The sequence below is a fragment of the Boseongicola aestuarii genome (assembly GCF_900184815.1).
Classification (GTDB): domain Bacteria; phylum Pseudomonadota; class Alphaproteobacteria; order Rhodobacterales; family Rhodobacteraceae; genus Boseongicola; species Boseongicola aestuarii.
This window is the reverse complement of record NZ_FXXQ01000010.1, coordinates 83,657-98,973: the sequence shown is the minus strand read 5'-3', so window position 1 is coordinate 98,973 and position 15,317 is coordinate 83,657. Positions and strand designations below refer to the sequence as shown.

General features: G+C 58.0%; 11 protein-coding genes. 9 read left to right on the top strand and 2 right to left on the bottom strand.

Annotation, left to right across the window (positions count from 1 at the left end; genetic code table 11):
• Nucleotides 1–52 precede the first annotated feature (52 nt).
• The 5 genes from BOA8489_RS14375 to BOA8489_RS14355 all read left to right on the top strand — a co-directional run bounded on the left by BOA8489_RS14375 (nt 53) and on the right by BOA8489_RS14355 (nt 7,795).
• The gene (locus BOA8489_RS14375; protein WP_093974996.1) at nt 53–2,365 is read left to right on the top strand and encodes a methyl-accepting chemotaxis protein; all 2,313 of its coding nucleotides are present in this window, start codon (nt 53–55) and stop codon (nt 2,363–2,365) included.
• A gap of 285 nt (nt 2,366–2,650) precedes the next feature.
• A complete protein-coding gene (gene cobS / locus BOA8489_RS14370) occupies nt 2,651–3,634 on the top strand; it encodes a cobaltochelatase subunit CobS (protein WP_093974995.1) in 984 nt (327 codons plus the stop codon).
• Nucleotides 3,635–3,713: 79 nt separating this feature from the next.
• Nucleotides 3,714–5,588 carry a cobaltochelatase subunit CobT gene (gene cobT, locus BOA8489_RS14365; protein ID WP_093974994.1) on the top strand — a complete coding sequence of 625 codons (1,875 nt, stop codon included), beginning with the start codon at nt 3,714–3,716 and terminating at the stop codon, nt 5,586–5,588.
• A 2-nt stretch (nt 5,589–5,590) separates the two neighbouring features.
• On the top strand, nt 5,591–7,387 hold the full coding sequence (locus BOA8489_RS14360) for an aminopeptidase P family protein (RefSeq protein WP_093974993.1): 1,797 nt from the start codon (nt 5,591–5,593) through the stop codon (nt 7,385–7,387).
• A 63-nt stretch (nt 7,388–7,450) separates the two neighbouring features.
• Nucleotides 7,451–7,795, top strand: coding sequence for a DUF427 domain-containing protein (locus BOA8489_RS14355; protein ID WP_093974992.1), 345 nt, complete (start codon nt 7,451–7,453; stop codon nt 7,793–7,795).
• 7 nt (nt 7,796–7,802) lie between these two features.
• On the opposite strand, the gene BOA8489_RS14350 is transcribed toward BOA8489_RS14355, so the two are convergent.
• Nucleotides 7,803–9,491, bottom strand: coding sequence for a chloride channel protein (locus BOA8489_RS14350; RefSeq protein WP_093974991.1), 1,689 nt, complete (start codon nt 9,489–9,491; stop codon nt 7,803–7,805).
• Nucleotides 9,492–9,786: 295 nt separating this feature from the next.
• Here BOA8489_RS14350 and BOA8489_RS14345 point away from each other — a divergent pair, with 295 nt between their 5' ends.
• From BOA8489_RS14345 to BOA8489_RS14330, 4 genes are all read left to right on the top strand, one after another.
• The gene (locus BOA8489_RS14345; RefSeq protein ID WP_093974990.1) at nt 9,787–11,004 is read left to right on the top strand and encodes a bifunctional alpha/beta hydrolase/OsmC family protein; all 1,218 of its coding nucleotides are present in this window, start codon (nt 9,787–9,789) and stop codon (nt 11,002–11,004) included.
• 175 nt (nt 11,005–11,179) lie between these two features.
• Entirely contained in the window at nt 11,180–12,181 is a 1,002-nt protein-coding gene (deoC, locus tag BOA8489_RS14340) for a deoxyribose-phosphate aldolase (RefSeq protein WP_093974989.1), read from the top strand.
• Nucleotides 12,182–12,185: 4 nt separating this feature from the next.
• Nucleotides 12,186–12,428 carry a DUF1272 domain-containing protein gene (locus BOA8489_RS14335; RefSeq protein ID WP_093974988.1) on the top strand — a complete coding sequence of 81 codons (243 nt, stop codon included), beginning with the start codon at nt 12,186–12,188 and terminating at the stop codon, nt 12,426–12,428.
• Nucleotides 12,425–14,761, top strand: coding sequence for an aldehyde dehydrogenase family protein (locus tag BOA8489_RS14330; RefSeq protein WP_093974987.1), 2,337 nt, complete (start codon nt 12,425–12,427; stop codon nt 14,759–14,761). The genes BOA8489_RS14335 and BOA8489_RS14330 overlap by 4 nt, the downstream gene beginning before the upstream one ends.
• A gap of 85 nt (nt 14,762–14,846) precedes the next feature.
• On the opposite strand, the gene BOA8489_RS14325 is transcribed toward BOA8489_RS14330, so the two are convergent.
• The gene (locus BOA8489_RS14325) at nt 14,847–15,314 is read right to left on the bottom strand and encodes an Hsp20 family protein (protein WP_093974986.1); all 468 of its coding nucleotides are present in this window, start codon (nt 15,312–15,314) and stop codon (nt 14,847–14,849) included.
• Between the last annotated feature and the right edge of the window lie 3 nt (nt 15,315–15,317).

The following is a 15,317-nucleotide window of genomic DNA, read 5'->3' as shown; positions in this document are numbered from 1 at the left end:
TCCAGTAAGGCATTCACGCTAGAACTCCTCTCCATCTAACGGAGAGGTCGACATGAACAACTGGACGATTCGTAAGCAGATTACTGCTCTTAGTGGCATATCGGTGGGCTTCCTGCTGCTTGTTGCGGCAGCTTCATTTGCGGCTGCAGTGTTGCTCAATATGTCGTTCAAGCAGTTCAATGGCGCAACGCAAAGGACGGAACGTCTCAACCTCATTCTGGAAGATTTGTTGGAGGCCAACACTGCCGCCGTTGCTTTTGAGTATTCCGCCGACCCGAGATTTGCGACGGCATTCCGAAGCGAAGTCGCCGAGATCCTTGAGGTTTCCAGTATTGGCGACACCGTCAGGAACTCGACCGACGAATTTGCGGCACTTATGGTTCAGATCCACGACCGGACCGAACAATACATATCTCAGTTTGAGGCCTTGGAAGGCGTTGTCGCGAACAAATCAAGACTGGTGGAAGAGCTCAGTCAGTCAGGGGTTGCCGTTAATGAGGCGCTCGCCGAGATCGGCACGCGCGCCAGCATTGACGGCCAACCGGCCGGGGTGAAACAGGTCACAAGCGCGATGCAGGCGTTCTCCCTTTCCCGCCTCTATCTTGAGCGGTATATCAGAACAGGCGCGCAATCCGACCTGACGACATTCGAAGACAGGCGTGCCGAGGCGGAAACAGCGTTCGGACGCGCCGTAAGACTGCTTGGTGGTGACAGGTTTCAGCCATTGGTTGACGCGGCACAAACGGAGTTAACCGCGTATTTTGAGTTAAAGTCCCGACTTTTCGAGGACCTGGCGCGGCGTGACCAGACCAGTTCGGACTTGCTGTTTTCATCGGGTGCTATGGGCATCCTTGTGGAAGATGCCACGGATGCGGCCTCCATTTTTCAGGCAGAAATCTGGGCTGTGGCAAGAAAGCATTCGGGCCTGCTTGCGGCCTTCAAGGCCGTCGTGGTCTTCGCTGCACTGACTATTCTGTTTATGGCAGCGCGTCGCATCTCGACGCGCATACGTCAGGACATTGAGCGGACATTGAGTGACATGAACACGCTCGCCTCCGGAACGTTGGACTTTAAGATCGCCGGAACCGATCTGGCGACGGAAATCGGGGATATGGCGCGTGGCCTTGAAGTATTCAGAACGAACGCCGCTGAAGCCCGCAAGCTTCAGGAACAACTGCGACTTAAAGAAAAAGAAGAGGTTCGCATGCGGGCCTTGCAGACTAAAAAGGATCAGGCGGCGGATGCTGAAAGACAGGCAGCAATGGCGCGCGAACGCGAGGCCATCATTCGTGATCTCTCCTCTGGTCTTGGCGGCGTCGTGACCGCCGCCGCGAACGGTGATTTCTCGCAGCGCATTGATCGACGTTTCGGACAGGCTGATCTTGACGAGATTGTCATGTCAGTGAACGCGCTTGTGGAGAGCGTCGAGGACAGTATCAAAGAAACCGCACGGGTTTTGGGCAGCATGGCGGATGGCGACCTGACAATAAGGATGCAGGGAAGCCATCGCGGATTGTTTCACAATCTTCAAAAGGCGATTGACGAAACGGCTTTGACACTGGGCGAGGTCATTCGCGAAATCTCGCATCAGTGTGACGATATCGGCAAAAGCTCTTTGCAGATGGAGAGCCAGGCCAACGATCTGTCTTCACGAGCGGAAACCCAAGCTGCAGCCTTGGAAGAAACCAGCGCGGCAATGAAGGAGTTGTCGAATTCGGTGCAGTCCGGGGCCGCGGCGGCTCGCAAGTCCTCGACAATCGCGAAGACCGCGAAGCAGCATGTGAGCGAAGCAGGCGAGGTCGTGGGCGCTTCAATATCCGCCATGACGGATATCAAAGGCGCGTCCGAAAAGATCAAGGACATCGTGGCTGTGATGGACAGTATCGCCTATCAAACCAATCTGTTGGCTCTGAACGCTTCGGTTGAAGCGGCGCGCGCAGGCGAAGCAGGCAAGGGGTTCGCTGTCGTCGCAACCGAGGTTCGCGCGCTTGCGCAACGCTCAGGCGACGCATCGCGAGATATCAAGGCGCTGATCGAGGAAACCGTATCGCAGGTCGAGCGCGGCGTCGGCCTTGTTGAGCGCACAGGGAGCACGCTCAAGGACGTCGTTGAGGGTGTTGAATCCATGTCTGCAACGATGGACGGACTTACCGTTCGCGCGCAGGATCAGGCGTCCGGCGTGAGTGAGGTGACAAGCGCAGTCCTTCAAATGGACAGCATCACTCAGAAAAATGCCGCACTTGCGGACGATAGCCGAGAAACCGCCCGCAATCTCAGCGGCAAGATGGATATCATGCAAGCCCTCATAGGTCGGTTCAGAGTCGATCACAGCGCAACGCACATGTCCCAAATCGCTGCAGAATAAGCATCATATTCAGAACCAATATCCAAAGCACTACACCGGTTCATTTTCGCTGAACCAGACCAGGGCAACGGACACCGGGGGATTTCGTCGTTTGGAAACCGCTACCTGCCGTCGAGCTGGAACGGGCAACCTTCCTTTTATTGATCTAATCAGCAGTCCAACGGCAAGTCACACTTGGCAATCAAATAGGAATCCTGACCGCTCAACCCCTTGCAAAATCGCTGGTATTCAGGCACGTCGAAACAGACCAGCGTAGAGCTTTTGTTTAGATATTAGGGACCGGTAATGGATTATACGCGGATAGACACCGATGCGAAACCGTCCGAAGAGATCAACGTTCGCGAGGTCTTCGGTATAGATAGCGATATGAAAGTACGCGGTTTTTATGAATCGAACGAACGCGTACCCGAAATCGATCCAACCTATAAATTCGACCCTGACACAACTCTCGCAATCTTGGCAGGCTTTCAATACAATCGCAGAGTTCTAATCCAAGGCTACCACGGAACTGGTAAATCAACACACATTGAGCAAGTCGCAGCGCGTCTGAACTGGCCTTGCGTGCGCGTGAACCTTGACAGCCACATCAGCCGGATCGACCTTATCGGCAAAGACCAGATCAAAGTCGACAAAGGCATCCAATATACCGAATTTCAGGAAGGTATTCTTCCTTGGGCGCTGCGCAATCCGACGGCGATCGTCTTTGATGAATACGATGCCGGACGGGCAGATGTGATGTTCGTGATCCAGCGCGTGCTTGAGATCGACGGCAAACTGACGCTTTTGGACCAGAACGAAGTGATTGATCCGCATCCCTATTTCAGGCTTTTCGCGACAGCCAACACAATCGGACTTGGCGACACAACGGGTCTTTATCACGGCACGCAGCAGATCAACCAAGCTCAAATGGACCGCTGGACGCTTGTCGCGACACTTAACTACCTGAGCCACGACGCCGAGGCGGCGATCGTCTTGTCGAAAGCCCCGCATTATAACACCGAGCGTGGACGCAAGATCATCAGTCAGATGGTAAATGTCGCCGATCTTACCCGGACGGCCTTCATGAATGGTGACCTTTCCACGGTGATGAGCCCCCGAAGTGTAATCGCCTGGGCCCAGAATGCAGAGATTCTGCGCTCGGTTGGCTATGCATTCCGTCTGACGTTCCTTAACAAGTGCGATGAACTTGAACGGCAAACAGTCGCGGAGTTCTATCAGCGTTGCTTCGATGAGGAACTTCCGGAGAGTGCCGCAAGCGTCGCGGTGTGATGCGCGCGCGTCCTGCTACTTTTGACACGTCCCTGAAGCGGAAGCGCACCGTCGCTTTAGCGCCTGTCGGTGGATTACCATGAAAAGTAACGAAAATCCCGCGGATCCGTTCAAGAAAGCACTCGCCGAGGCTACCAAGGTCTTGGCGAACGACCCCGAATTGGGGGTCAGCTTTACCGTAGATCCGCCCGGGATGAACCAGGAAGGCGTTCGGCTGCCACAGGTGACGCGTCGCATGACTCGCGAGGAGGTCCTTCTGGCCCGCGGCACGGCGGACGGTTACGCGCTGCGCCGGCGTTACCACAATGCGGCGACCCACATGAAATTTGCGCCCGAAGGGGACATGGCCCGCGACATCTATGAAGCCATGGAGGTCGCGCGTTGCGAGGCAGTCGGTGCCCATGACATGCCCGGAACGGCCGGAAATATCGACGCCCGGATCGCGCATGAGGCACAAAGGCGTGGCTATGCGCAAATCCGCGAATCCTCTGAGGCGCCGCTTGCCGTTGCTGCCGGATATCTGGTGCGACACCTGGCAACCGGACGGCCGCTTCCCGAGGGTGCCGACAATGTCTTGGACTTGTGGCGCGGTTTTATTGAGGAACAGGCTGGCGGCACACTGGAGGACCTCGGCGACGTTTTGAAAGATCAGTCCGAGTTTGCGCGCTTTACGCGCAAGGTCATCAGTGACCTAGGGTATGGCGACCAGTTGGGCGATGATCCGGACCTAGATGATCCTGAGCAGGACGATCAGTCGGAAGAAAGCGCCGAAGACGACGAAAACCCCGATGCGCAGGGAGAAGATCAGGGCAGCGAGGAAGATGCCTCGGAGGCGTCGCCGGAGCAAAGTCAGGATGCCGAGCAGGACCCAAGTCAGGCCCAGATCTCGATGGACGATATGTCGGACATGGAGACGGGCGAAGAGGCCAAGATGCCCGACGGCGAGTCCGAAATGGAGCCCCCACCGGTTGCCCCCATCAGCGACGCAGACCCGAATTATAGAGTGTTTTCAACTGATTTCGACGAAGAGATCAAGGCCGAAGACCTTGCCGAGCCCGCCGAACTTGAGCGTTTGCGTGCCTACCTGGACCAGCAGCTTGACCCATTGAAAGGGGCTGTCGGGCGGTTGGCCAACAAGTTGCAACGCCGCTTGATGGCGCAACAGAACCGTAGTTGGCAGTTCGATCTTGATGAAGGCATTCTGGATGCGGCGCGCCTTGCCCGGATAATTGCGAACCCGACGATTCCGCTGGCGTACAAGCAGGAAACGGACGTGGAGTTTCGCGACACGGTCGTTACGCTCTTGCTGGATAATTCCGGCTCGATGCGGGGGCGGCCGATTTCCATTGCAGCGATCTGCGCCGATGTGATGGCGCGGACGCTGGAGCGATGCAACGTCAAGGTCGAGATCCTCGGCTTTACGACGCGCGCCTGGAAGGGCGGACAATCGCGCGAAAAGTGGCTTCAGGAAGGACGTCCACAACTGCCGGGCCGTCTGAACGACCTGCGCCATATCGTCTACAAAAGCGCGGATGCGCCGTGGCGTCGGTCACGAACGAACCTTGGCCTCATGATGAAAGAGGGCCTGTTGAAGGAAAACATCGACGGTGAGGCGCTTGAATGGGCGTTCCGTCGGCTTGCGGGTCGGCGCGAGGCGCGCAAGATCTTGATGGTGATCTCTGACGGTGCGCCGGTGGATGATTCCACGCTTTCCGTGAACCCGGCGAACTTTCTCGAAAAGCATCTTCGCGACGTCATCAATATGATCGAAAAACGCAAGGCGGTTGAACTTTTGGCGATCGGCATCGGCCATGATGTGACGCGGTATTATTCGCGCGCGGTGACCATTACGGACGTCGAGCAACTTGCCGGCGCGATGACCGAGCAACTTGCCGCGCTGTTTGATAACAATCCACGCTCGCGCGCCCGGATGCAGGCCGTCAAAAAGGGCTAATCATGTTCCAGTCGTTCGAGGCAAAATCGTCCCCCGATCAGGGGCCTCCCCGTTTGAAAGCGCTGCGCGCACAGATGGCAAAGTCTGATGTCGACGCCTTTGTAGTGCCGCGGGCCGATGCGCATCAGGGGGAATACGTCGCCCCATGCGACGAGAGGCTGGCATGGCTGACGGGCTTTACCGGCTCGGCAGGATTTGCGGCGATAACGCAGGACTTGGCGGGTGTTTTCATCGATGGCCGCTATCGGGTGCAGGTCAAATCTCAGGTCGCGGACGAATTCACACCGGTCCACTGGCCCGAAATCAAGCTAGGGCCATGGCTGGTCAAGTATCTGAAAAAGGGAAATAAAGTCGGTATTGATCCGTGGTTGCATACGGTAACGGAGGTGCGTGGATTGCGCGCGGCATTGGAAAGTGCCGGTGTTTCGCTTGTTATGACGCCAAACCTTGTCGACGCGGTTTGGGACAATCGACCGGACCGGCCGAAAGCGCCGCTTTTGGTCCATTCCGTTGAAGTCGCCGGGGAAGGCAGCGCAGACAAGCGCGCGCGTCTTGCGAGCGATCTGAAGGACCAAGGCAGTGACGCTGTTGTTTTGACCCTGCCGGATTCCATTTGCTGGCTCTTGAACATCCGCGGCAGCGACATTCCCCGCAATCCGTTGGCGCAAGGATTTGCGGTGTTGCATGGCTCTGGCAAGGTCGCCTTTTTCACGAACGCCACAGCGGACGAGGCCGTGAACGCGCATTTGGGCAGCAACGTCTCGCTTCATCCCTACGACGGTTTGGCGGCTTATCTTGAAACACTGTCCGGCACGGTTCAGATCGATCCCGGGTCTGCGCCGGAAGCCGTTCACGCCGTATTGGTGGCCGTGGACGGTATCGAGATCGTCGAGGGTGATGATCCGTGTGTTTTGCCAAAAGCGCGCAAGACACAGGCCGAGATTGCCGCTACGCGGGGCGCGCATCTGCGCGATGGGGCCGCGATGGTCGAATTTCTGTCGTGGTTCGACGAACACGCCCCAAGCGGCGCGCTGACCGAAATTGACGCGGCCAAGTCCCTTGAAGGGTTTCGTCGGGCGACCAATACGCTGCATGATATTTCCTTTGATACCATCTCGGGAGCCGGGCCGAATGCGGCGATGTGCCATTACCGGGTGACCGAGGACACAAACCGCGCCATTCTGCCCGGAGAGCTCTATCTGGTTGATTCCGGTGGACAATACAGAGACGGAACAACCGATATCACACGCACGATCATCGTGGGAAACCCCACCGATGAGCACCGCGCGTGTTTTACACGGGTTCTGCAAGGCATGATCGCGATCTCTTGTGCGCGATTCCCACGCGGTTTGGCAGGGCGCGACCTGGATGCGCTTGCGCGGGCGCCGCTCTGGCGTGCGGGCCTAGATTATGACCACGGCACCGGGCATGGTGTCGGCGTTTTCCTGAGCGTTCACGAAGGACCACAACGCCTTTCGCGGATTTCCGAGGTTCCTCTGCAACCCGGCATGATCCTGTCGAACGAGCCCGGTTATTACCGCGAGGGTGCATTCGGTATTCGCATTGAAAACCTGATTGTGGTGCGGCAGGCTGAAACGCTCGGCGACGGTCGGGACCAACTCGATTTCGAAACCCTGACCTTTGCGCCGATCGATTTGCGTCTGGTAGATGTGGAGTTACTGAGCAAATTCGAGCGTGACTGGCTGAACGATTATCACCTGCAGGTCCGCGAAAAACTTCAATCGCGCGTCTCGAAAAGCGCAAAAGACTGGCTGAACGCGGCCACCCGCCCTATCTGACACGTCTGAACCCGTGCAAACGTCTCGCGCCCTGCGCGACGCGCACGCAAAAGGAGCCGCATCATGGCCAAACATATTACAATATCGAAGGCGGACGGCACTTGGGTTGTTCGCGCGGGCGGTGCTGTTCTTGCCGAAAGTCAGAATGCACTTGAATTGACAGAAGACGGCTATGGCCCAGTGATCTACTTCCCTCGGGACGACATTGCGATGGATTTTCTGGATGTCTCAGAGCGGACATCGCATTGTCCGCACAGGGGCGACGCCAGTTATTTTTCGATTATTACAAAGAGCACGACTATTCAGGACGCGGCCTGGAGCTATGAGAACCCGAACGAAGGCATGCGCGAGATCGCAGGTCATCTGGCGTTTAATGGGGGCGATCAGGTGGCGGTCGAACAGGTCTGAGCGACCGTCAACTGTGCTCTTCTGCTGCGGTTGCCGCAAGCGCACGATTGTAAGCGCGTAAAGCATCAACCTGGAACAAGGCGCCGTGAATTTTCGGAGCCTCGCCTTCTTCTCCCAGCGTGACGACGGCCAGAAACTGACGGTTCGTCGCTTCGAACACAGGCATCGCGGCTTCAAGCGTGTCGTTGCGCCCGATCGTGTGCCCTCCTTCGATTGCCTCCCAGATTGCGTCATCCGGCGCTGCGCGGGGATCATCGGGCTTGCGCATCACATTGGCCACACGGAATATGGACAACAGATAGGCCTGCGGTCCTGCGGCTAGGTGAATGTTGCGCCGTTCCAGTTGGGACAGAAAGAACGAGCGGTCTACCAGCCGGGACGCCAATGCCGTCGACATGGAAACCGCGACCATCACGGCAAGGCCCGTCTGCCAGTCTCCGGTCAGTTCGAAAACAATCAGCGTGGTCGAGATCGGTGCACCGAGAACCGCCGCTGCAACCGCTCCCATACCGGCCAAAGCATAGAGCGTTTCGGAGCCGGACACGTTCGGCGCGATGGATGTCGCGACCAGCCCGAACGCCAGCCCCAGCAAAGCCCCTACCATGAGCGATGGAGAAAACACTCCGCCCCCCATGCGGCCCGCCATGGTGATGGCAACGGCGACGACCTTCAACACGCAGAACACGACGACTTCGTGGAGCATCAGCGAACCGGTCAGAGCCGCCGATGTGGTCTCGTAGCCAACGCCGATGATGTGGGGGTAAAAGATCGCAAGCGCCCCAAGAAGGGCACCGGCCACCGCCGGACGCAGGAACCGGGGCAAGCGGACCTTGTGCTGGAAGAAAGTGCCAAAGTCGTCAGCCCAAAAGATCGCCCGCATCATCAGGACAGCGACCAATCCGGACAATAGCCCGAGGATCAAAAAGGCGGGAAGCTCGACATAAAACGCCAGAACGCTTGCCTGACCCAGCGAGAATTCGGTGATATCACCAAAGGTCAGGCGATTGATAACCGTCCCCGCCACCGACGCGATGACAATCGGGGCGAAGGCGTGGACGGCGAAATGCCTCAGTATGACCTCAAGCGCAAAAAGCGCCCCCGCGATCGGCGCATTGAACGACGCCGAAACAGCCGCGGCAACCGCGCATCCCAAGAGGTCACGCCCGGTGATGCCATCTGCCGCCATACGGTTGGAAACCCAGGTCGAAATCACGGCCGCCAGATGCACCACAGGCCCCTCTCGACCGGTTGAGCCCCCGGTACCAAGCGTAATAAGAGACGCTGCCGCAGACGCGAAGCCTTCTTTCATCTCAACGCGACCATCCTTGATTGCGGCCCCTTCGATAACTTCCGCTACCGAGCGCACCTTGCCGTCGGACGTGAACCGGTTAAGGATCAACCCCACCGTCAGCCCGCCAAAGATCGGAATGATGAAGATCACATACCAGGGTAGCGTTTCGGCAAACGAGTGGATCAGACGAACGTCATCCGTTCCGTAAAGCGTCTGTTGCAGCAGGGTAATGCCGGTTCGAAACAGAACTGCGGCAAAGCCCGCAGCGATCCCGATCAGAAGCGCGATGAACCAGAATTGAATACCGCTCGGCCCTTTGGTGCGCAGGACGTGCCAGCCTGTTTTGCAAGCGCCAAGGGCCGCGTGCATTTGGGTACTGGCAATCGACTTGCGAGGGGCGTCCATGCGCAAAGGTCCACCCCGGACACTTTCGGACCGAAAGACGTCCTGTCCGGGAGACGCCCAACGCACCGCGCTGTTTCTTTCTGGCGCGGTATCTCTTGGTAGGCGCTTGATGGCAAAGGGGAAAGGGCGAACTCACGCTCTGCGATGCAATGTAGCGAACTGTGATCGAATGGGCCGACCGCCCAGTTGCGAAATGACGCAGGCGTCACGGTGACGTGACAGTGCTGACACAGCCCTTGCCTTGCCGCGCATCGGCGCACAGGTTGTGAGACCAGACCAGCAGGGAGACGGCCCGATGAGCATGGAACGCTTTACATTCGAAGGACACGCAGGCGATGCGCTTGCCGCACGACTTGATCTGCCGGACGGCCCTCATCTTGCGACGGCGCTCTTTGCCCATTGCTTTACTTGCGGCAAGGACATCACCGCAGCACGCCGCATATCATCGCGACTTGCCTCGATGGGGATTGCCGTCCTGAGGTTCGATTTCACCGGGCTCGGACACTCTAAAGGCGAGTTCGCCAATACAACTTTTTCGTCCAACGCTCAGGACCTGGTCCGTGCTACCGAAGCGCTGGATGAACGCGGTATGGCGCCTTCCCTGCTGATCGGCCATTCGCTCGGGGGCGCCGCTGTGCTTAAGGCGGCTGCCAATATCCCATCAGTCAAAGCGGTAACGACCATTGGCGCGCCATTTGATCCCGGCCATGTAACACACAACTTCGGCGATGCTTTGGACACGATCAGAACACAAGGCAAAGCGCAGGTTTCTCTCGCCGGTCGGCCCTTCACTATCGGGAAAGACTTCCTCGATGACGTTGATGCCGAAACGCTTGCGCCTGCAATCGGTAGACTCGGCAAGGCGCTTCTGGTCATGCATGCACCCCGAGACGAAACGGTCGGCATAGAGAATGCGACGAACATCTTCACCGCCGCACGTCATCCCAAGAGCTTCGTAACGCTGGACGACGCCGACCACCTCATCACGCACGCCGCCGATGCCGAATACGCCGCCGAAGTCATCGCGGCATGGAGCGCGCGCTACCTCGATCTGAAACAACCCGCCCCTCCGCCCGGCGCACCAGAAGGCATCGTGCGTGTGGCCGAAGTGGACGAAACTGGCTTTCTGCAAGACGTCAACGCAGGCCCTCAACACCATACACTTGCAGACGAGCCAGAGGCCTACGGGGGCACCAACAAGGGCATGACACCCTACGGGTTTCTGTCCGCGGGATTGGGCGCTTGCACATCGATGACGATCCGCATGTACGCGCGGCGCAAAGGCTGGCCGCTCAGCCACGTCTCGGTCGATGTGTCTCACGACAAAGTCCACGGTCAAGACGCCGCCACGGGTGAAGATACAAAAATCGACGGCTTTCGCCGAGTAATCAATCTCGAAGGCAAACTCGACGCCGATCAGCGCCAACGGCTTCTGGAAATTGCGGACAAATGCCCGGTCCACCGCACTCTGGAACGAGGCGCGACTGTTGAAACTATCTTGGCGGACGACTGACCGGCGGCTTCATCCTTTCAAAAATACCACGGGGGACGCGCGAATGCGCGGGGGGCAGAGCCCCCTCTCCGCATGGAATTTGCACTGCGCGAAAAAATTTGACCAAATGGTCAATCTTGATTAATCGCTCAGACCATGCGACGCTTTTCGCACCCTAATCAGCCGGGCCACCGCCATGACCGCCAAGACCACTTCCGCCGTCGAAACTTCGCTTGCGCATTTGCCGCAAGTCCACGAGCCGCGCAATCCCGGCACCGCTCTTGATCTCGATCGCATCGCCTCGCTGCAGGCGAATACCTCCGCTATCGAACGCCGTGCGGCGACCCTCCCGGGGCGTCGCAGCGTGAAGAAGGAATATCAAGCCGCCTGGCTCTTGCGGGCAATAACTCTGATCGACCTCACCACGCTTTCCGGCGACGACACCGAAGGTCGCGTCAGCCGTCTTTGTGCCAAGGCCGCGCACCCTGTGCGGGACGACATTCTCAAGGCACTCGGCATGGATCCGATTACCACCGGAGCAGTCTGCGTCTACCATGAAATGATTCCGACGGCAGTCGCCGCGTTGCAGGGCACCGGCATCCCGGTCGCTGCTGTGTCTACCGGATTTCCTGCGGGCCTGTCCCCTTTCCATCTGCGCCTCGCCGAAATCGAAGAAAGCGTCAAAATCGGCGCGAAAGAAATCGACATCGTGATCTCGCGCCGCCATGTCCTGACCCAGAACTGGCAAGCGCTGTATGACGAAATGAAAGCTTTCCGCGCTGCGTGCGGCGAAGCCCATATCAAAGCAATTCTCGCGACGGGCGAACTTGGCACCCTGAGAAACGTTGCGCGGGCCAGCTGGGTCTGCATGATGGCCGGGGCGGATTTCATCAAGACTTCCACCGGAAAGGAAAGCGTAAATGCGACGCTGCCGGTCAGTCTCACGATGATCCGCGCCATTCGCGCCTATCACGAGTCCACGGGTTATCGTGTCGGATACAAGCCCGCCGGCGGCATTTCCAAAGCCAAAGACGCTGTCACGTATCTCACTTTGATCAAGGACGAACTTGGTGATCGCTGGCTCCGACCTGACCTCTTCCGTTTTGGTGCCTCCAGCCTTCTAGGCGATATCGAGCGCCAGCTTGAGCATCACGTCACGGGCCGGTACTCGGCCGCAAATCGTCATCCGATTGGATAAGTCAATGCTGGACCTCCGCCCAAGTTGTGAATGCTGCGACCGGGCCCTCCCACCCGAGAGCCCCGACGCCATGATCTGTTCTTTCGAATGCACCTTTTGCCGCGATTGCGTGACCGACAAGCTCAAGGGCATTTGCCCGAACTGCGGCGGCAACTTCGTGCCCCGCCCCATAAGACCAAGCAACAAACTGACGCGCTTTCCCGCCTCGACGAAACGTGTTTTCAAACCCGAAGGATGTGACGCATGAACGTCCGCGAGATCTTCGAAACCATGGACTATGGACCGGCGCCAGAGGATGCTGCCCAAGCGATGGCATGGCTTGATGCGCACAAGCGCACATTTGGCCACTTCATTGATGGCAAATGGACAAAGCCAGCGCGTTCGTTCCCGTCAAAGAACCCCGCCACTGGTGAAATACTCGCCAAAGTCAGTCAGGCCAACGCCAGCGACATAGACAAGGCGGTCGCTGCCGCGCGCAAGGCACACAAGGCATGGGCCAAAGACGCAAAGACGCGCGCGCGCGTTCTCTATGCGCTGGCACGACTAATACAAAAGCAATCTCGGCTTTTTGCGACGCTCGAAACACTCGACAATGGAAAGCCGATCCGAGAAAGCCGCGACATCGACATCCCTCTGGTCGCACGTCACTTTTATTATCACGCCGGGATGGCGCAGTTGATGGACGCCGAATTGCCCGACCGCGAAGCCCTTGGCGTTTGCGGGCAAATCATCCCGTGGAACTTTCCGCTCTTGATGCTGGCATGGAAAATCGCTCCGGCCCTTGCGATGGGCAACACGGTGGTTTTGAAACCGGCGGAATACACATCTTTGACCGCGCTTTTGTTTGCGGATCTGTCGCGTGAAGCTGGCGTTCCGCCGGGTGTCCTGAACATCGTGACCGGCGACGGCTCAAGTGGCGAAGCGATCGTCAAACATAGCGATATCGACAAGATCGCCTTTACCGGATCGACCTCTGTCGGGCGGAAAATCCGTTCCGAAACAGCAGGGTCTGGCAAGAAGCTTACGTTGGAACTGGGCGGGAAATCCCCCTACATTGTCTTTGATGACGCCGATATCGACAGCGCCATTGAAGGTCTGGTGGATGCGATATGGTTCAATCAGGGACAGGTCTGTTGCGCAGGCTCCCGATTGCTGGTGCAGGAAGGCATTTCTGACGGTTTTTATACCGCTCTTAAGGCCCGAATGGACAAGCTGCGGGTCGGTGATCCTTTGGATAAATGCATTGATGTCGGTGCGGTGGTCGATCCGGTGCAACTGGAGACTATCACCAAACTGGTCTCGGAAAGTGCCGGCGATATTTATCACGCAGCCTGCGAAATGCCCGAGAAAGGATGCTATTATCCGCCCACCCTGATCACCGGACTTTCGACTGCGGACAATCTGATGCAAGAAGAGGTCTTCGGTCCTGTTCTGGTCGCGACGACATTTCGAACTCCCGGTGAAGCCGTCGAACTGGCCAACAATACGCGATACGGTTTGGCGGCGACGGTTTGGACCGAGAATGTCAATCTCGCGCTCGATATCGCTCCTAAGCTGACTGCTGGTGTAGTTTGGGTGAACGCGACGAATCTGTTCGATGCGGCCGCGGGCTTTGGGGGCGTCCGTGAAAGCGGATTTGGTCGCGAAGGCGGCTGGGAAGGTTTGGCCGCCTATACCAAATCAAAGGGCAAGGCGGCGAAACTGGTGCAGATTGCACCCGTGGCGGCACCTGAAAAGGCGGACGTCGAAAGCCTCGACCGCACCGCGAAGCTCTATATTGGCGGCAATCAAGCGCGCCCGGATGGGGGATACTCGCAGGCCGTCTGGTCTCCAAAGGGCCGACTTCTGGGACACGCGGGACTTGCCAATCGCAAGGACCTGCGTAACGCAGTAGAAGCCATGAATGGCGCACAAGGCTGGGGCAGGACAACCGGGCACCTGCGGGCGCAGGTGCTTTATTATCTGGGTGAGAACCTTTCCGCACGTTCAGACGAATTTGCGCGCCGTATCAATCACATGACTGGCAAGCGAGGTGGCGCGGCCGAAGTGGACGCCAGCATTGATCGACTGTTCACATGGGCGGCCTGGGCGGACAAATATGACGGGGCCGCTAAAGGTGTGCCGCTGCGCGGGATCGCGCTTGCAATGAATGAACCCGTGGGCAAGATCGTCGCCTTCGCGTCCGATGACGCGCCGCTTTTGGGCCTTGTCTCAGTGATTGCGCCGGCCATGGCGATGGGCAACCGGATCACCCTGATTGCAAGTGAGCCCTACCCGCTTGCCGCTACCGACTTCTATCAGGTGCTGGACACATCTGACGTTCCCGGCGGCGTGATAAACATCCTGACCGGCAGCCACACCGAACTTGCGCCGCAGGCAGGCGGTCACATGGACGTGGATGCCGTCTGGACCTTCTCAGGCAGAGATCTTTCGACTGTCATCGAGCGCGAGGCCGCAGGAAACGTCAAGCGGACATGGGTGAACAATGGCAAGGGGCACGACTGGTCAAAAGTCGACGCCGCGACGTTCCTAGCAGCCGCGACCGAGGTCAAAACAGTTTGGGTCCCTTACGGCGAGTAGGCCCGCAAACTTGGAGGCCCGCAATCAAGAAACCCCCGGTGCGGCGCACCGGGGGTTTCGCTTTGTCAGCCGATGGCTGTCGGACTTAGTTCAGCTCTTGTGCCGCGACGGCTTTCGTATCGAAGGTCTCGCCTTTTGCGATCTCAATACGGCGAGGCTTCAGGCTTTCGGGCACTTCCCGCACAAGGTCGATGTGCAACATACCATCAACATGACTTGCGCCGGTCACGCGCACGTGGTCGGCAAGCGCGAAGCGACGCTCGAACGCGCGCGTGGCAATACCTCGGTGTAGATAGGTACGCTCTTCGTCGTCTTTTGCCTTGTCGGCGGTGACAATCAGCGCATTTTCGCGCAATTCGACATTGAGGTCTGCGTCGCTGAAACCGGCCACGGCAATAGAAATACGCCAGCCGTCTTCGCCGGTTTTTTCGATGTTGTAAGGTGGATAGGACGTGGCGTTCGACGTGTCTGTCAGAGCGCGGTCCATTAGGTCGGCGATCTGGTCAAAACCAACGGTCGCACGATAAAGCGGTGCAAGATCAAAAGTTCGCATGAG